Genomic DNA, 17,959 nt, shown 5'->3' on the forward strand with positions numbered 1-17,959 from the left:
ATAATATTATCACCTCATTGTTAATATAAATTAAAATGGGTGATTTATGTGTAGAAAAAAAGTCTAGCTGATTATTTTTTCAAATGCTAGACGTGTTTCTTTATTTTCTAAATAAATAATACCACAATAACTAAATCCATATTTTTGTAAAAAACGTTGCATTGATTTATTATCTTCATGGGTATCAATTCTTAAACTTGGTAAATCAAATAATTCAATTGCTTGATCAAAAATTATTTTAGCAAGCCCATTACCTTTTTGATCATCACGAATAGCAATTCGATGAATTACTAGATATTTACCATCAGTTAACCAATTACCTTCAATATAATTATAATTGTTTTCACCGTTAGCTGAAATCATCACCGTAGCAACAATATCACCATCATTATCTAATACGTATGATTCATTGCGCTGGATATCATTTACAATTGAAATTTCATTAGGATATCCATCTTGCCATTGGTTAATACCATGGCTTTTAAAATAAGCTTTTGCTTGATTAATAATAGCCATGATAGCAGCTAAATCACTATGTTTTGCTTTCCTTAATTTCATTTTCATCACTTCCTTGGCTAATAATATCATATCTTAATCTTTAAAGAAAAGCATTTTATCAAATATTTAATAAATCTTTTTTGATCAACATAGCCAAAATAAGATAAATAATTTATAATTGATTTTGGTGATAAAGATGATTGATTTAAAAAAAGCAAAATTAGTATTTAATGAATATGTTAATAATTATGATCAAAATGACGATAAAGTGATTTTAAAAATTAGTCATACATATCGGGTAATGGAACGTTGCCAGGAAATAGCTGCTAGTTTAAATTTAGATGATGAAAATATACAACTAGCTGGGTTGATTGGTTTGTTGCATGATATTGGTCGCTTTGAACAATTGAAGCGATATCAAAGTTTTATTGACAGTCAAACCATCGATCATGCTAATCTTGGAGTAACTATTTTATTTGATGATAATTTAATTGAAAAGTTTGAAATAGATAAAAAGTATTATCCAATTATCAAGACTGCGATATATAATCATAATAAATATGAAATTGAAACAGGATTAGAATCAAAAACGGATCTTCATTGTCGAATTATTCGTGATGGTGATAAAATTGATATTTTTAAAACTGGATTATTAGAAACGTTTGAAGCTTTTTTAGGGACTAGTCAATTTAAGTTAGAACATGATGTTGTTACTGTTAAGGTGTTTAGGACTTTTATGTCTTGTAAAACGGTTTTAAGTACTGATCGGAAAACAGATTTAGATCGTTGGGTTTCTTTTTTAGCTTTAGTATTTGGTTTGGAATTTGAATATAGTCTGGAATATGTTAATAGTCATCGTTATATCATTCGTTTAATGGATCGTTTAGATATTAAAGATGCTGATACTCGATTACAGATGCAACAAATGAAAAATTGTTGTATTGATTTTTTGTTTAGAAATACTAATGATTAAAAGAATTGTTTTAAGCAATTCTTTTTTTGCTTTATTATAGCTATAAAAGGGAATAAATTTTGTAAAACTTTAAGCCTGGCAAGACTGTTGAATTTTGTCATTTTTATCAAAATGGGGATTATATAAAAAAATAAAACATAATTTATTATACGGAGGTGTTTTTTTAAATGAAGCTGGTAATTGATTGTTTATGGATGTGGGTACAAGATTATTTATACTCGAAAAAAACAAGAAATGGTCAAGGATACTAAATTAGAAGAATTGATTGAAGAGGGAATTGATGATTTAAAAGAATTACTAGAAAATAGTTATTTAATTAGTTAAAAATGTTTTAAGAATGGTAATATTTGTTTGATTATATAAATATTTTTTAAGAAAATCTAATGAAAAATTATTGATTTTACTAGTGTTTCAGAGCTTTTTTCATATTTTGATAAAAATTTTGAACATCAAACTATTTACAAATATTTATATTTTGATATAATGGGTGCGTAATAAACACGAGGAGGAAATATAACGTGGTATTTGAAAAAGTAAAAGAAATAATTGTAGATTCTTTAAGTTGTGATGAAGATAAAGTTACTTTAGAAGCTAACTTAAAAGAAGATTTAGAAGCTGATTCTTTAGATGCTGTTGAATTAATTATGGCAGTAGAAGAAGAATTTGATGTTGAAATTCCTGATGAAAAAGCAGCTGAAATGAAAACTGTTCAGGATATCGTTGATTATATCGAAGCAAATTCTTAATAATTTATTACCCAGAGTGACTGGGTAATAATTTTTTTAAAAAATTACTTTGATATTCAAAATAAAGGAGGACATTATGAATATTGATTTAGTTAAACAATTGATTACTGAGTTTGAAAACTCTGATGTTTTTAAAATGAAAGTGGAAATTGAAGATATAAAATTAGAATTAGAAAAAGCACCTGTTGCCCCTGTAAACGTTGTTAGTGCTCCAGTTGCTTCTATGCCAGTAGCACCGGTTGCTCCTGCAGTTAGTCAAGTGCCAGAAGCACCAGTAAACAAGGAACCAGAAGTTAGTGGAACACCGGTTAAATCACCAATCGTTGGGGTTTTCTATGCTGCTAGTTCACCAACTGCTAAACCATATGTAGAAGTTGGAAGCAAAGTAAAAGCTGGTCAAGTATTATGTATTGTTGAAGCAATGAAAGTAATGAATGAAATTAAAGCTCCAATCGATGGAACAGTCACTGCGATTATGGCAAATAGTGAAGATTTAGTAGAATATGATCAAGTATTAATGATCATTGAAGGGAATTAACAATGTTTAAACGAATTTTAATTGCTAATCGTGGCGAAATCGCAGTTCGTATTATTCGAACTTGTCAAGAATTAGGAATTGAGGCAGTAGCTGTATATTCAGATGTTGACAGTACTTCATTGCATGTTCAATTAGCTGATTATGCCGTTTGTATTGGTCCGGCAAAAGCAGCTGATAGTTATTTAAATATGAAAAATATTTTAAGTGCTGCTACCGCTTTAGGGTGTGATGCCATTCATCCAGGTTTTGGATTTCTATCAGAAAATTCAACATTTGCTCGTTTGGTAGAAGAATGTGGAATGACATTTATTGGTCCTAGTGGTGATGTCATTGATATGATGGGAAATAAAAGTATGGCTCGTCAAAAAATGATTGAAGCTGGAGTACCAGTTGTACCAGGAAGTGATGGTAGTGTTAATACATTAGAAGAAGCTAAAGCTTGCGCTGATAAAATCGGTTATCCGGTATTGATCAAAGCTTCTGCTGGTGGTGGTGGACGCGGAATGCGTAAAGCTTTTAGTGAAGAAGAATTTGAAGATGCGTATTTAACTGCTAAGGCTGAAGCTAAAGCTTGTTTTGGTGATGATGATATGTATTTAGAAAAATTAATTTTAAATCCTAAACATATTGAATTCCAAATTTTAGCGGATAATTATGGTAATGTAATCCATTTAGGTGAACGTGATTGTTCAATCCAAAGAAGAAATCAAAAGATGATTGAAGAAGCACCTAGCAAAGCTTTAACACCATTATTAAGACAAAAAATGGGTGAAGATGCCATTAAGGCTGCTAAAGGAGCAGGATATCGTAATGCTGGTACCGTTGAATATGTATTAGATCAAAATGGAAATTATTATTTCATTGAAATGAATACTCGTATTCAAGTAGAACATCCAATTACAGAAATGGTTACTGGTGTTGATTTGGTAAGAGAACAAATCAGAATAGCAGCTAATCAAAAACTAACTTATAAACAAAGTGATATTCATTTAAATGGTCATGCTATTGAATGTCGTATCAATGCTGAAAATCCTAAAGAAGGATTTAGACCATGTCCAGGAGTTGTCAATAGTGTTCATCTACCTGGTGGACCAGGAGTTAGAATTGATACAACATTATATCAAGGATATCGAGTTTCTTCACATTATGATTCAATGATTGCTAAAGTAATTGTACATGGATCAAATCGATTAGAAGCGATTCGCAGAATGCGTCGTGTTTTAGCGGAACTGGTAATTGATGGAATTGATACTAATCAAGAATTACAATATTTAATTTTACATTCAAGTGAATATGTAAAGGGTAATTTTGATACTAGTTTCATTGAAAATAATTTAGATAAGCTGGTGAGATAGTAGATGGAAGAATTATTTAAGGAACGGAAAGCAAAATTAAATTTATTTAAATCATTCCGGCATAAAATACAAAATAATAAAAGAATCGAAGTACCTGATGGTCTATATACAAAATGTGATGATTGTGGGGAAACGGTTTTAACTGCTGATTTAAAAGAAAATTATTATGTATGTCCAAAATGTGGGGCACATTTAAAGATGCAGGCATATACGCGATTAAAACTTCTTTATGATGGGGGTAAATATAGAGAGTTATATCGTAATATTCAATCGAATGACCCATTAATGTTTCCAGGGTATAAAGATAAATTAAATAAATTAAAAGAAACTACAAAATTAAATGAGGCTGTAGTTTGTGCAACTGGAAAAATTGATGGTAAAAAAGTCGTTGTTTGTGTAATGGATTCGCGTTTTTTAATGGGAAGTATGTCCGGAGCAGTTGGTGAAAAAATCACTAGAGCAATCGAACATGCTACAAAAAGAAAAGCACCATTGATTATTTTTACTACTTCTGGTGGTGCAAGAATGCAAGAGGGAATTATTTCATTGATGCAAATGGCTAAAACAAGTGCTGCTTTAGCTAAACATCATGAAGCTGGTTTGTTATATATATCATATATTACTCATCCAACAACAGGTGGAGTTACGGCTTCATTTGCCATGTTAGGAGATATTATCATTGGTGAGCCTAAAGCATTAATTGGGTTTGCTGGACCACGTGTAATTGAATCAACAATCAAACAAAAATTACCTGAGGGGTTCCAAAGAACAGAGTTTATGTTGGAACAGGGATTTATTGATTTAATTGTTGAACGTCCTAAAATGCGGGAAACAATTATAAGGATATTAAAAATGCATAGTCGGGGGGTTCAATAATGTCATTACAAGAAAAAGAAGTTAAAATTAAAGAAATTGAACTTGAAATATTAAAGCTAAGAGAGGATCAGGAAGTTGATCATACATTACAAATTCAAGATCTTGAAAATACTAAGAAAAAGTTAGAATCTGAAGCGTATAAAAATATTACAGCTTATGATCGTGTTTATTTAGCACGTAAACCTGATCGCCCTAATGTTTATGAATACATTGATAATTTATTTGATGATTTTATTGAACTACACGGTGATCGTTTATATAAAGACGATGGTTCTATTGTTGGAGGTTTAGCACTTTTTAATGACATTCCTTGTACTGTTATTGGTCATTTGAAGGGAAGATCTGTTGAAGAAAACATTAAATGTAATTTTGGGATGTCATCACCTGAAGGATATCGTAAAGCATTAAGATTGATGAAACAGGCTGAGAAATTTAATCGTCCAATTATTACTTTTGTTGATACTCCAGGTGCTTATCCAGGCTTAGAAGCTGAAAAAAATGGTATTGGTGAAGCAATTGCTAGAAATTTGATGGAAATGTCACAAATTAAAGTACCGATTATTGTTATTGTAATTGGTGAAGGTAATAGTGGTGGTGCTTTAGGTATTAGTATTGGTGATCGTATCGTAATGTTAGAAAACAGTGTTTATTCAGTACTTTCACCAGAAGGATTTTCTTCTATTTTATGGAAGGATAAAGAAGGAAAACGAGTACAGGAAGCTACCGAACTAATGAAATTGACAGCTTTAGATCTATATCAAATGAAAATTATAGATAAAATTATTCAGGAACCACAAGGTGGTATTACTAAAAAGCCTGAGTATGTTTATAAACGATTAAGAGTTTATATTCGAGATACTTTATCAGAATTAATGAAGTTATCTAAAAATTCATTAATTAATAAGCGTTATCAAAAATATAGAGAAATGGGTAGAGCAACGAATGACTAATCGAGATATTTTAAATCGCGAATTAATTAATCATCTTTTTGTACGCTTGTTCAATCAAATTCTTGACATTGAAAGTAAGTATATGGTTGCTCATGGTGTTGAGGATTTAAGTGTTTCAGAATTGCATATTATTGACGCGATTAGTTCTTTATCAAGTCCTACAATGTCAACTATAGCTTCAAAGGCAACACTTACTAATGGTACTATTACTACAGCGATAAAAAAATTAGAGGCTAAAGGCTATGTTAAACGTCATAAAGATCAAAATGATCGTCGTATAATTAGAGTTGAGCTGACAGCAAAAGGTACTCGTGTTTGTAAGGTACATAGTGAATTTCATGAAGAAATGGTTAGTCGTGTTTGCGAAGATAGTGACGCTTTAGATAATGAATTATTAATAAAATCGTTACAACAGTTGGTTTATTTCTTTGAGGATATCAAAGAAAAGTATTAGGAGATTATATGGATGGAATAAAGGTATTATCTACCGGTTATTATGCACCAGAAAATATTCTTGATAACTTCGACTTAGAAAAGATGGTTGAAACATCGGATGATTGGATCGTATCAAGAACCGGGATTAAAAAAAGACATATTAGTAAAGGTGAAGATTGCACAGAGATGGCTTATCAAGCAGCTTTGCAGGCAATTGAAAAAATAGATAAAAATAAAATTGGGATAATCATCTGTGCGACAATGACACCTGATTATTTTACACCAAGTACAGCTTGTTTATTGCAGGAAAGATTAGGGCTAAATGATCATGAAGTAATGTGTTTTGATTTAAGCGCAGCATGTAGTGGTTTTGTTTATGCTTTAACTGTTGCTCAGGCTTTACTAAAAAATACTAAGGATAAATATGCGTTAGTAGTTGGAAGTGAGGAATTATCAAAAATTATTGATTTTACCGATCGTAATACTTGTGTGTTATTTGGTGATGGAGCTGGAGCTGTTGTTGTCAGTCAAGGTGATGGTTTATTTGCAAGTTATTGTAATTCGGCAGGAAATATAGGAGCATTAAAAGCGCCAGCAATAAATAATAAAGAGGATAATCATTATTTAACGATGGCCGGACAGGAAGTCTTTAAGTTTGCAGTTAAAGTAATTCCTGAAAGTATTAATGCGATTTTAGAAAAAACAGGATTAGAATTTGATGATATCGCTTATGTTGTTTGTCATCAGGCTAATTATCGGATCATAAAAAATGTTTATAAAAAAATGAAAGCTGAACCTGAAAAGTTCTATATGAATTTGCAGGAATATGGAAATACTTCAGCGGCTAGTATTCCTTTAGCTTTAGGAGAAATGAATGCCAAAGGAATGTTAAAATCTGGTGATAAAATTATTTGTGTAGGTTTTGGTGGCGGTCTAACATGGGGCGCAACATTAATAGAATGGAGTTAGAATATGAAGCTAAATGAATTATTAGGAATTAAATACCCATTAATTCAAGGGGGAATGGCAAATATTGCTACAGGTGAATTTGCTGCAAGTGTATCTAATGCAGGAGCATTAGGGTTAATTGGTGCTGGTGGCATGGACACAGCAACATTGAAAAAGAATATTGAAATTTGCCGTAGTTTAACTGATAAACCTTTTGGGGTTAATATTATGTTAATGAATCCTTGTGCAGATGAAATGGCACAATTGGTAATTGATGAAAAAGTACCGGTAGTAACTACAGGAGCTGGTAATCCAGGTAAATATGTAGCAGCTTGGAAAGAAGCTGGTATCAAAGTTTTACCAGTAGTACCTAGTGTAGCTTTAGCTAAACGTTTAGAAAAATATAACGTTGATGCAGTTATTGTTGAAGGAACTGAAGCTGGTGGGCATATTGGAGATTTAACAACAATGGCTTTAGTACCACAAGTAGTTGAAGCTGTTAATATTCCTGTTATTGCAGCTGGAGGAATTGCTTCTGGTAAACAAGTATTAGCTGCTTATGCTTTAGGAGCATGTGGTGTTCAAGTAGGAACTTGTCTGTTAGCTAGTGAAGAATGTCCAATTCATGAAAATTATAAACAAGCTATTGTTAAAGCTAAAGATACTAGTACAACAGTTACAGGTCGAATTGGTGGAACACCAGTTAGAATTATTAAAAATAAAATGGCTAAAGAATACATTAAACGTGAAAAAGAAGGTGCTGGTATGGAAGAACTTGAAAAATATACTTTAGGTTCTTTAAGAAAAGCAGTACTTGAAGGTGATGTTGATAATGGTTCTTTAATGGCCGGACAAGTGGCTGGAATGGTAAATGAAATCCAACCAGTAGCTACAATTATTAAAAACTTATTTGATGATTGTAAAAATGAATTAAATAGATTAGAAAGTGAGATATAAAAATGAAAAGTGTTTGCATAGGTGATATGAAGTTAGAAGTACCAATAATCCAAGGGGGCATGGGAGTCGGTATTTCACTAGGAAACTTAGCAGGACACGTAGCAAAGAACGGTGGAATGGGGGTCATTTCCACAGCACATCCAGGTTATCGAGCAGAAGATTTTGAAAAAAATCCAACTGAAGTTAATAAAAGAGAGCTGGCAAAAGAAATCCAAAAAGCTAAGGAAATCGCTAAAGGTAAGGGAATGGTAGCTATTAATGCCATGGTGGCGATTACTGATTATGCTCAAATGGTTGAAGTAGCAATTAAAAATAAAATAGATGCTATTATTTCTGGTGCTGGATTGCCAATGAATTTACCTGGATTTGTTAAAGGGACTAAAGTTAAGATTGCACCAATCGTATCAAGTGGTAAAGCAGCGCGATTAATTTGTAAAACATGGGATCGTCGCTATCATGTTGCTCCAGATTTTGTTGTTATTGAAGGAAGCGAAGCTGGGGGACATTTAGGTTTTCATAAAGAAGATGTTTTAAATAAAACAACAGCTAAATTAGCCGATATTTTTAAAGAAGTAAAAGAAACATTACAACCTTTTGTTGAAAAATATCAAAAAGAAATACCTATTTTCGTAGCTGGTGGTGTTTATGACGCTGATGATATTAAACAATTTATGGATTTAGGTGCTGATGGAGTGCAAATGGCAACACGTTTTATTTGTACTGAAGAATGTGATGCTGATATTAAATATAAAGAAGCATTTATCAACGCTAAAAAAGAAGACATTGAGATCGTTAAATCACCAGTAGGTATGCCAGGAAGAGCAATTATGACAAAACTTACTGAACGTTTAAAAAATGATGAGCGCATTCCGGTTAAAAGATGTTATAATTGTTTAGTACCATGTGATGTTAAAACAACACCGTATTGTATTAGTTCGGCACTGATTAACGCAGCTAAAGGAAATCTTGATGAAGGTTTGGTTTTTAGTGGCAGCAATGGATATCGTAATGATAAAATTGTTACAGTGAAAGAATTAATGGATGAATTAAAGGAAGGGTTTAAATAATGGGTAAGATTGGATTTGTATATGCTGGTCAAGGAAGTCAAGTTGTTGGTATGGGAAAATCTTTCTATGACAACTATCAAGTAGCTAAAGATGTTTTTGATCAGATTGATTTAGATATTGATGTAAAAAAATTATGTTTTGAAGGACCAATTGAAGAACTTTCTAAAACAAGTAATACACAACCATGTATGGTTGCTGTTGCTGTAGTAGCAACTAAATTATTAAAAGAAAATGGTATTAACCCTGATTATGTTGCTGGTCTTAGTTTAGGTGAATACTCAGCTTTAAATGCAGCTGGAGTATTAGATGATCAAACAGCAATTAATTTAGTTCGTTTCCGTGGTCAAGCTATGGAAGAAGCAGCAGCTGGTATTGAAAGTAAAATGATTGCTATTATTGGTTTAGACCGTGATTTATTAAATGAAGCTGTTAATGAAGCTAGTGAATTAGGAGTTGTATCTATTGCTAATTATAATTGTCCTGGACAATTAGTAATTGGTGGTGAAGCTAAAGCAGTAACTAAAGCTAGTGAATTAGCATTAGAAAAAGGTGCTCGAAGAGCAATTCCTTTAAATACAAGTGGTCCTTTCCATACTAAATTACTTGAAGCAGCAAGTGTTAAGTTAAAAGAAAGATTTGAAACAGTAACTTTCAATGAAATGAAAGTACCAGTAATTTTTAATAGTACAGCTAAAGAATTAGCTGAAGATACAACAGTTGCTAAGATGTTAGAAAAACAAGTAATGTCATCAGTATATTTTGAAGATAGTATTCGTTATATGATAGCTAACGGTGTTGATACAATTATCGAAATTGGACCAGGTAAAGTGTTAAGTGGTTTTGTTCGTAAAATTGATCGTAAAATTAAAACTTATCAGGTTGAAGACCAGGCGTCTTTAGAAAAAACATTAGCAGGATTAAAAGGAGAGTAACATGAAATTAAAAGATAAGGTAGTTTTAGTAACTGGTGGAGCTCAAGGAATTGGTAAAGAAATCTGTTTTGCATGTGCTCGTGAAGGTGCTAAAATTGTAGTAAACTATATTGATATTGGTGATAATAAAGAAATTGCCCAAAAAACTAAAGATGAACTTGAAGCTACTGGGGCAACAGTAATGTTAGCTCAAGCAAATGTTGCTTCTTTTGAAGAAACTGGGGCAATGGTTAAAGAAGTAGTTAAAGAATTTGGTAGAATTGATGTTTTAGTAAATAATGCCGGAATCACTAAAGATAATTTATTAATGAGAATGAAAGAAAGTGATTTTGATGCAGTTGTTGATGTAAACTTAAAAGGAACATGGAACTGCATGAAACATGTTACTAAAATCATGATGAAACAACGTTATGGTAGAATCATTTCAATGTCATCTGTAGTTGGTGTAATGGGAAATGCTGGACAAGTTAACTATGCAGCAACAAAATCAGGTATTATTGGAATGACAATGTCATTAGCTCGTGAAGTAGGTAGTCGTGGAATTACAGTAAATGCTGTTGCTCCGGGATTTATCAAAACTGCAATGACAGATGTATTACCAGATGATATTAAAGAAAATATGATTAAACAAATTCCATTAGGAACTTTAGGTGAAGTTAGCGATATTGCTAATACAGTTGTTTTTTTAGCTAGTGATGATGCTAAATATATTACAGGGCAAACTATTCACGTTGATGGCGGAATGGCGATGTAAGGAGAAAGATGATGAAAAGAAGAGTTGTTGTTACAGGTATTGGAGCAATTAATGCAATTGGTCATAATGTAGAAGAAACTTGGAAAAGTATTAAAGACGGTGTTTGTGGAATTGGAGAAATTACAAATTATGATAATTCCCTAACAAAAGTAAAAATTGCTGGAGAAGTAAAAGATTTTAATGTAGCTGATTATCTTGATAAAAAAGCTGCTCGTAAAATGGATCGTTTTACCCAATTTGGGGTTATCGCTGCTAGAGAAGCTTTTAAAGATTCTGGTTTAGAAATTGATAAAATTAATGCTGATCGTTTTGGAGTAGCTGTTTCTAGTGGAATCGGTGGAATTGGAACAATTGAAAAAGATCATAGTAAAGCTTTACAAAAAGGATATGATCGTGTTTCCCCTTTCTTTGTACCAATGGCTATTACTAATTTAGCTGCTGGTAATATTGCCATTGATTTAGGAGCTAAAGGAATGTGTACTTGTCCAGTAACAGCATGTGCTGGTGGTACTAATGCAATTGGTGATGCATTTAGAAATATTCGCGATGGATACCAGGATATTATGGTTGCTGGTGGTGCTGAAGCAAGTATTACACCACTTGGAGTTGGTGGATTTACATCAATGAAAGCACTTTGTGATAATAATGATCCAGCAAGAGCATCTATCCCATTTGATGCTGATCGTAGCGGTTTTGTAATGGGTGAAGGTGCTGGAATATTAGTTCTTGAAGAATTAGAACATGCTAAAGCTCGTGGTGCTCATATCTATTGTGAAATGGTTGGTTATGGTGCTAGTTGTGATGCTTATCATATTACTGCTCCATTATCTGATGGTTCTGGTGGTGCTAAAGCAATGGTTAACGCTTTAGAAGATGCTGGATTAAAACCAGAAGATGTAACTTATATTAATGCTCATGGAACAAGTACACCATTAAATGATAAAGGTGAAACTTTAGCTATTAAAGCTGCTTTAGGTGAAGCTGCTAAAAACGTAGCTATTTCTTCAACAAAAGGAAATACAGGACATTGTTTAGGTGCTGCTGGTGGAATCGAAGGTGTAATCTGTGTTAAAGCAGTTGAAGAAGGTTATATTCCAGCAACAATCAATTATCAAAATCCTGATCCTGAATGTGATTTAGACATCGTTCCAAATGTTGGTAGAGAACAAGAAGTTAATGTTGCTATGTCAAATTCTTTAGGTTTTGGTGGACATAATGCAACAATTGTATTTAAGAAATATGGAGAATAGAGAGATGGAATTAAATAGTAATCAAATTCAAGAAATAAATCCTCATCGTTATCCTTTTGCTTTAGTTGATCGAATCACTGATTATAAACCAGGTGAATATGCAAAAGGAATTAAATGTGTAAGTGTTAATGAAATGCATTTTTGTGGTCATTTCCCACAACATCATGTAATGCCAGGGGTTTTAATTGTAGAAGCATTAGCACAAGTAGGGTGTATTGCTATTCTTTCTAAAGAAGAAAACAAAGGAAAAATTGCTTTCTTTGGTGGAATTAATAAATGTAAATTTAAAGGACAAGTTACACCTGGTGATGTTTTAGAAATGGAATGTCATTTAACAAAGCAAAAGGGACCAATTGGTATTGGTGAAGCTGTTGCTAAGGTTGATGGAAAAGTTGTTTGTAAGGCAGAATTAACATTTGCAGTACAATAATAAATATTGTGGTATGGCTATGGCGATACCACTTTTTTATTAAAGCAAAATGTTTGACAGGAAGACTTAATTCGTTATAATTCATATGGATATAATGGAGGCTTTTATGAATAACACTAAAAAAGGAATGATATATATAATTTTAGCGGCTTTCTTCTTTGCAGCTATGAATGTTTTTGTAAAGTTAGCAGGTGATATTCCTTCAATCCAAAAAAGTTTCTTTAGAAATTTAATTGCAGTTTTTTTTGCTTTTGGAATATTAGTAAAAAATAAAGAAGGATTTAAATATCATCGCAAAGATTTAAAAATGTTATTATTACGTTCAATATTTGGAACCCTAGGAATTTTATGTAATTTTTATGCTGTTGATCATCTTTTAGTTAGTGATGCATCAATGCTTAATAAATTATCACCATTTTTTGTAATTATCTGTTCATCGTTGTTTTTAAAAGAGAAGGCTACTACAGTTCAGAAAATATCAATAATAATTGCATTTATTGGTAGTTTATTTGTAATTAAACCATCTTTAAATATTTTAAATAATGTTAATTCATTAATAGGGGTATTAGGGGCTTTAGGTGCTGGGATTGCTTATACTTGTGTTCGTCAATTAGGTAAACAAGGTGTTTCTGGTCCTAAAATTGTCTTTTTCTTTTCATGTTTTTCTTGTTTAAGCGTAGTGCCATACTTAATTTTCAATTATCAGCCAATGACATTATCACAAACTGCAATTTTAATTTGGGCTGGTTTAATGGCTGCTGGTGGCCAATTTGCAATTACTGCTGCTTACAACAATGCCGCTGGAAAAGATATCTCAATTTTCGATTATAGCCAGATTGTTTTTGCAGCGATTTTAGGATTTGTTTTCCTAAATCAAATTCCAGATTTAATGAGTATTATTGGATATGTAATTATTATTTTAGCGGCTTTATTTAGTTATTTATATCAACGTAGAAGAACTGTGGAATTATAATAGTAAAGAGACTTGATTATGCAAAAAATCAAGCCTTTTTAATAGATAATATTGATTTTATAAAAATAGTCTTGTATCGTGGAGAGGATTGATTTTTGATGTTAAAAAGTTTATCAAATTATGTTATATACTTGTTTGTAAAAAATGTTATTTATTTTTAAATTGGGTTAGAAGTTGATGATGAGATATATTTATTTATGTTGGTGCTAATAAGGATTTAAATGAGAATTTAGAGAAAATATGAGAAAGTTGATCTGCTGGTATAAAATTAATGACCTGGATTTAAATTATTAATCTTTATAATATTTTTATACGGATATGTAGCGAATTATTTGTTTAATCGGTAAGGTTGTATTATAATTAAAAGTATCTAGTGGGGTGGTAATGATGAGTTATATCGAATTAGATACAGTGGATTCAACTAATGAGTACGTAAAAAAAAATATTGACCGGTTAAATAATTTAAGTGTTGTACGTTGTAATTATCAAACCAGTGGTAAAGGGAGAAATGGTCATGTTTGGCAAAGCAAGCCGGGCGAAGATCTATTAATGAGTATTTTGGTTAAGGATTTTAAAAACCCTCAGGATTTACATAAAATGACACAAATAGCTGCTTGTAGCGTAGTAGGTTTATTAGAACGTTATGGGATCAAAGCAAAAATAAAATGGCCAAATGATGTTTATGTTGATGATTTGAAAATTTGCGGGATTTTAGTTGAGGCTGTTTTTGAATCAAATTTAAAGGGAATTATAGTAGGAATTGGCTTGAATGTTAATTCTATTAGTGGTAGTTTTGCATCGATGAAAATGAAAACAGGTCAAGAGTATCATGTGAAGTCTTTAATGATTGCAATGTTAACGTATTTTAATATTTATTATAATCTTTATCAACAAGGATGTTATAATAAAATTCTTGATTATGTCAATGATATTGCTTATTTAAAGGATAAAAAAGTTAACTTTGAAGATTATGGTTTAGTGACATTTACATCATTAAATGAAGATGGTACTGTTGATTTTATCGATAGTAATAATATAAAACATAATAAGCTGATTAATGAGATTTCATTACACAGTAAATAAAAGAAGCTAAACGAATAAAAAGGTTTATTCGTTATAGCTTCTTTTTTAATCAAATGTAACATAAGGATTATCTAGTGGTGGAACGACTTCAAGATGATCTACTGGTAATACTGGCACATCCATTTGATATTCAGTATCATATTCAACTTGTATTTTTCCTTCAACGCTAACCCATTCTTCAGGAATCAGTTTTTTAGCTAAAGGACTAATACAAATTAAACCTATTAAAGATGTATCTTGCTCACAACATACCATTGCTTGTCGTCCTAAGACAAATCCATTATCTAATACTCGGTCTAAACCAATAAATTTACCTTTGATTTTAATTGTCTTACCTTCATATTTTCGAGGATGATCCATAACATCCATACAAAAAATACCAAAATCATGATCAAGAATTTCAATTCGATCTTGATTAATATCAAAAGGCATTTCTTCTTCAGTATTTAAAGTATCGATAGTACCGTCAGGTAACTCATAGATGATTTGAGCATTAGAATTAATAGCTTTAATATTATTTCGTAATGATGATTTTTTGACATTACGATTATAACGATTAAAGATTACTAAATCACTAAATACAACTTGCCCATATACTAAAGAACGCATATTACTTACATACATTGAAAAGGTAGTTGTATCAATAGTTGTTAAGACTTGAACAACATTCCAGTTTTCAGGAACAATTTCCTTTACAAATGCGTTCAAATCCATCATCCCGTTAGCTTCAATTAAAATTTGCGTAGGATGATATTTATTTTCTAATGCCATTAAATCATTAGTTGTGTAGTTTTCATGATCAAGAATTTCTAAATTAGTATTTGCTCTTTTTAAGATACTTTCTTGATAAGGAACTTCGCCTTCTTCAAAACTAATTAACAAAGTATCCTCACCATTATAAAAATCAGGATTACTTAAAGTATCATTAATAAATGTAGTTTTACCACTATCTAAAAATCCTGCAAAAATATATACTCGAGTACTCATTAAGCCACTCCCTCAAATAAAGCATCTAATTTAGCTTCATCTAATTTTTCACCAATGACACAAATACGTCCAGTAAAATCAGCATTACCAGTTCTAATTTCGTATTCACCAGGTACTAAATCAAAATACCACCATTTATCTTCATTACTATCAACATATCCTTTTGCTCTTAAGATATTGCCAAAGCTATTATCGCTACTTAACTCTTTTAAAATAGCTTCTAACTGTTCTTTAGTATATTTTTTAGGTGTTTGTTTACCCCAGCTTGTAAATACTTCATCAGCATGATGGTGATGGTGGTGATGTCCACAGCCACAATCATGATCGTGATGATGTTCATGATGTTCGCAATCACAGTCATGATCGTGATGATGTTCATGGTGTTCGCAATCACAGTCATGATCGTGATGATGTTCATGATGTTCGCAGTCACAGTCATGATCGTGATGATGTTCATGATGTTCGCAATCACAGTCATGGTCATGGTGATGTTCATGATGATGACCACATTCTGGACAAACATCTAATTCAGCTAGTAATTCATCTCGTAAATTATCACTATCACTAAATGCATTAACAAGAGTTTCTTTTGTTAGCTGATCCCATGGTGTAGTAATAATATTTGCTTTATCATTATGATCTTTAATGATTTTAATGCATTCATCTAATTGATATTCAGTAACATTTTGAGTTCTGCTTAAGATAATTAGTGAAGCATATTCAATTTGATTGTTGAAAAATTCACCAAAGTTTTTAGTATATAAACGACATTTTTTAGCGTCAATAACAGCAATATAATTATCAAGTTCTAATTCATCGCTGTTAACATCACCAACTGCTTTGATTACATCAGATAGTTTACCAACTCCTGATGGTTCAATAATGATGCGGTCAGGATGATAAGTTTCTAATACTTCTTTTAATGAAGCTTCAAAATCTCCAACTAAGCTACAACAAATGCAACCGGAATTGATTTCAGTTACTTCAATACCAGCATTGTTCATAAAAGTTCCATCAATACCAATTTCACCAAATTCATTTTCAATTAAAACTATTTGTTGACCTTGATATACATCATTAATTAATTTTTTTATAAAGGTTGTTTTACCAGCCCCTAAAAAACCAGAAATAATATCTACTTTTGTCATTAAATCATCTCCTATTCGTGACTATTATAGCATTAAGAATTTAATCGTTCAAATGATGTATCTTATCATAAAAGACAAAAGTAATATATAAATGGATGTTTTAAGTTTTGTAAGTAATTTGATGTTGAAAGTGATAAAAAGATAAGAAAAGTTGCTAATAAAATTTGATTATGTTATCCTTTTGTCAAAGAGAGTGATAGTTATGAATGAAAGACATACAAAGATATTAGATTTACTTACGAAATATAAAAAAGTAGAAGTAAGTAAGTTATCGCAATTATTAGGAGTATCCCAGGTTACAATTCGTAAAGATCTAGATCATTTAGAAAATACCGGTATTTTAATTAGAGAACACGGTTATGCTAAGCTAAATGAAAGTGATGATATTAATAATCGTTTAGCTTATCGCTATGATATTAAACAGAAAATAGCAAGCTACGGGGCAACAATGGTTAATGACGGGGAAACAATTATGATTGAATCTGGTTCATGTTGTGCTTTATTAGCCTTAGAGATTGCTAAGACTAAAAAAGATGTGACAATCATCACTAATTCAGCATTTATTGCTGATTATATTAGAAAAAACGGTCATGTTGATATTATTTTGCTTGGTGGTCAATATCAACAAGAATCTCAGGTTATGGTTGGACCAATTACTAAAAGATGTATGGAACCTTTTTTTGTGGATAAATTATTTATTGGAATCGATGGCTTTAATGAAAAAACTGGATTTACTGGTAATGATTTTATGCGAGGGGAAACGGTAAAAGATATGACCAAACAAGCTAATAAAGTTATCGTTGTTAGTGATTCAGGTAAATTTGGTCGGCTTGGTCTAGTTAATTTAGTACCAACTAGTCAAGTTAGTTGTGTGATTACTGATGATAAAATAAATGAAAGTAGTAAATTGTATTTAGAAGAACAAGGAATTGAAGTAATCGCGGTATAGTATTTAATATCGTTTGTTGAAAATAATAAATGTTGTTATAATTTAAGTAGTCAAGATGAGTTGTGTTATCACGTATAAAAGTTAAAATAAGATTACCCAAATTGTTGCAG

Annotated in this window: 21 protein-coding genes; 18 read left to right on the plus strand and 3 right to left on the minus strand. The window is 31.4% G+C overall.

Annotation, left to right across the window (positions count from 1 at the left end; genetic code table 11):
- Positions 1 to 63 precede the first annotated feature (63 nt).
- Positions 64 to 558: a GNAT family N-acetyltransferase gene (locus ABGT36_RS01110; protein ID WP_087298781.1), complete on the minus strand. Its 495-nt coding sequence runs from the start codon at positions 556 to 558 to the stop codon at positions 64 to 66.
- Positions 559 to 694: 136 nt separating this feature from the next.
- Between ABGT36_RS01110 and ABGT36_RS01115 the strand changes: the two genes are divergently transcribed.
- The 17 genes from ABGT36_RS01115 (at position 695) to ABGT36_RS01195 (ending at position 14,765) form a co-directional block, all read left to right on the plus strand.
- Positions 695 to 1,471 carry an HD domain-containing protein gene (locus ABGT36_RS01115; protein WP_087373857.1) on the plus strand — a complete coding sequence of 259 codons (777 nt, stop codon included), beginning with the start codon at positions 695 to 697 and terminating at the stop codon, positions 1,469 to 1,471.
- Between the two features lie 180 nt (positions 1,472 to 1,651).
- A complete protein-coding gene (locus ABGT36_RS01120) occupies positions 1,652 to 1,795 on the plus strand; it encodes a hypothetical protein (protein WP_158095179.1) in 144 nt (47 codons plus the stop codon).
- A gap of 194 nt (positions 1,796 to 1,989) precedes the next feature.
- Entirely contained in the window at positions 1,990 to 2,217 is a 228-nt protein-coding gene (gene acpP / locus ABGT36_RS01125; protein WP_087298783.1) for an acyl carrier protein, read from the plus strand.
- A 76-nt stretch (positions 2,218 to 2,293) separates the two neighbouring features.
- Positions 2,294 to 2,755 carry an acetyl-CoA carboxylase biotin carboxyl carrier protein gene (gene accB, locus ABGT36_RS01130; RefSeq protein WP_087298784.1) on the plus strand — a complete coding sequence of 154 codons (462 nt, stop codon included), beginning with the start codon at positions 2,294 to 2,296 and terminating at the stop codon, positions 2,753 to 2,755.
- Between the two features lie 2 nt (positions 2,756 to 2,757).
- Entirely contained in the window at positions 2,758 to 4,110 is a 1,353-nt protein-coding gene (locus tag ABGT36_RS01135; protein WP_087298785.1) for an acetyl-CoA carboxylase biotin carboxylase subunit, read from the plus strand.
- 3 nt (positions 4,111 to 4,113) lie between these two features.
- On the plus strand, positions 4,114 to 4,986 hold the full coding sequence (gene accD, locus ABGT36_RS01140; RefSeq protein ID WP_087298786.1) for an acetyl-CoA carboxylase, carboxyltransferase subunit beta: 873 nt from the start codon (positions 4,114 to 4,116) through the stop codon (positions 4,984 to 4,986).
- Positions 4,986 to 5,936: an acetyl-CoA carboxylase carboxyltransferase subunit alpha gene (locus ABGT36_RS01145; protein WP_087298787.1), complete on the plus strand. Its 951-nt coding sequence runs from the start codon at positions 4,986 to 4,988 to the stop codon at positions 5,934 to 5,936. Before accD ends, ABGT36_RS01145 begins: the two co-directional genes overlap by 1 nt.
- Positions 5,929 to 6,390 (plus strand): MarR family winged helix-turn-helix transcriptional regulator, encoded by a 462-nt coding sequence (locus ABGT36_RS01150; RefSeq protein ID WP_087298788.1) that lies wholly within the window; start codon positions 5,929 to 5,931, stop codon positions 6,388 to 6,390. The genes ABGT36_RS01145 and ABGT36_RS01150 overlap by 8 nt, the downstream gene beginning before the upstream one ends.
- Before the next feature lie 8 nt (positions 6,391 to 6,398).
- Positions 6,399 to 7,340 (plus strand): beta-ketoacyl-ACP synthase III, encoded by a 942-nt coding sequence (locus ABGT36_RS01155; RefSeq protein ID WP_087373859.1) that lies wholly within the window; start codon positions 6,399 to 6,401, stop codon positions 7,338 to 7,340.
- Between the two features lie 3 nt (positions 7,341 to 7,343).
- Complete coding sequence (locus tag ABGT36_RS01160) at positions 7,344 to 8,276, plus strand: DUF561 domain-containing protein (RefSeq protein ID WP_087298790.1); 933 nt, start codon at positions 7,344 to 7,346, stop codon at positions 8,274 to 8,276.
- A gap of 2 nt (positions 8,277 to 8,278) precedes the next feature.
- Positions 8,279 to 9,343, plus strand: coding sequence for a nitronate monooxygenase family protein (locus ABGT36_RS01165; RefSeq protein WP_087298791.1), 1,065 nt, complete (start codon positions 8,279 to 8,281; stop codon positions 9,341 to 9,343).
- Positions 9,343 to 10,275, plus strand: a complete 933-nt coding sequence (gene fabD / locus ABGT36_RS01170) for an ACP S-malonyltransferase (protein WP_087298792.1) — start codon at positions 9,343 to 9,345, stop codon at positions 10,273 to 10,275. Before ABGT36_RS01165 ends, fabD begins: the two co-directional genes overlap by 1 nt.
- A 1-nt stretch (position 10,276) precedes the next feature.
- On the plus strand, positions 10,277 to 11,029 hold the full coding sequence (gene fabG / locus ABGT36_RS01175; protein WP_087298793.1) for a 3-oxoacyl-[acyl-carrier-protein] reductase: 753 nt from the start codon (positions 10,277 to 10,279) through the stop codon (positions 11,027 to 11,029).
- 8 nt (positions 11,030 to 11,037) lie between these two features.
- The gene (gene fabF / locus ABGT36_RS01180) at positions 11,038 to 12,279 is read left to right on the plus strand and encodes a beta-ketoacyl-ACP synthase II (protein ID WP_087373862.1); all 1,242 of its coding nucleotides are present in this window, start codon (positions 11,038 to 11,040) and stop codon (positions 12,277 to 12,279) included.
- A 4-nt stretch (positions 12,280 to 12,283) separates the two neighbouring features.
- Positions 12,284 to 12,709 carry a 3-hydroxyacyl-ACP dehydratase FabZ gene (gene fabZ, locus ABGT36_RS01185; RefSeq protein WP_087298890.1) on the plus strand — a complete coding sequence of 142 codons (426 nt, stop codon included), beginning with the start codon at positions 12,284 to 12,286 and terminating at the stop codon, positions 12,707 to 12,709.
- A gap of 106 nt (positions 12,710 to 12,815) precedes the next feature.
- A complete protein-coding gene (locus ABGT36_RS01190) occupies positions 12,816 to 13,682 on the plus strand; it encodes a DMT family transporter (RefSeq protein WP_346676423.1) in 867 nt (288 codons plus the stop codon).
- Positions 13,683 to 14,069: 387 nt separating this feature from the next.
- Complete coding sequence (locus tag ABGT36_RS01195; RefSeq protein WP_087298796.1) at positions 14,070 to 14,765, plus strand: biotin--[acetyl-CoA-carboxylase] ligase; 696 nt, start codon at positions 14,070 to 14,072, stop codon at positions 14,763 to 14,765.
- 45 nt (positions 14,766 to 14,810) lie between these two features.
- Here ABGT36_RS01195 and ABGT36_RS01200 read toward each other — a convergent pair whose 3' ends face one another.
- Positions 14,811 to 15,752, minus strand: a complete 942-nt coding sequence (locus ABGT36_RS01200) for a GTP-binding protein (protein WP_300630398.1) — start codon at positions 15,750 to 15,752, stop codon at positions 14,811 to 14,813.
- On the minus strand, positions 15,752 to 16,900 hold the full coding sequence (locus ABGT36_RS01205) for a GTP-binding protein (protein ID WP_346676424.1): 1,149 nt from the start codon (positions 16,898 to 16,900) through the stop codon (positions 15,752 to 15,754). Before ABGT36_RS01205 ends, ABGT36_RS01200 begins: the two co-directional genes overlap by 1 nt.
- 202 nt (positions 16,901 to 17,102) lie before the next feature.
- Between ABGT36_RS01205 and ABGT36_RS01210 the strand changes: the two genes are divergently transcribed.
- On the plus strand, positions 17,103 to 17,849 hold the full coding sequence (locus ABGT36_RS01210) for a DeoR/GlpR family DNA-binding transcription regulator (protein ID WP_308697559.1): 747 nt from the start codon (positions 17,103 to 17,105) through the stop codon (positions 17,847 to 17,849).
- The last annotated feature ends 110 nt before the right edge of the window (positions 17,850 to 17,959 follow it).

This window comes from Erysipelatoclostridium sp. An173, assembly GCF_963931465.1.
Classification (GTDB): Bacteria; Bacillota_I; Bacilli_A; order Erysipelotrichales; family Coprobacillaceae; genus Thomasclavelia; species Thomasclavelia merdavium.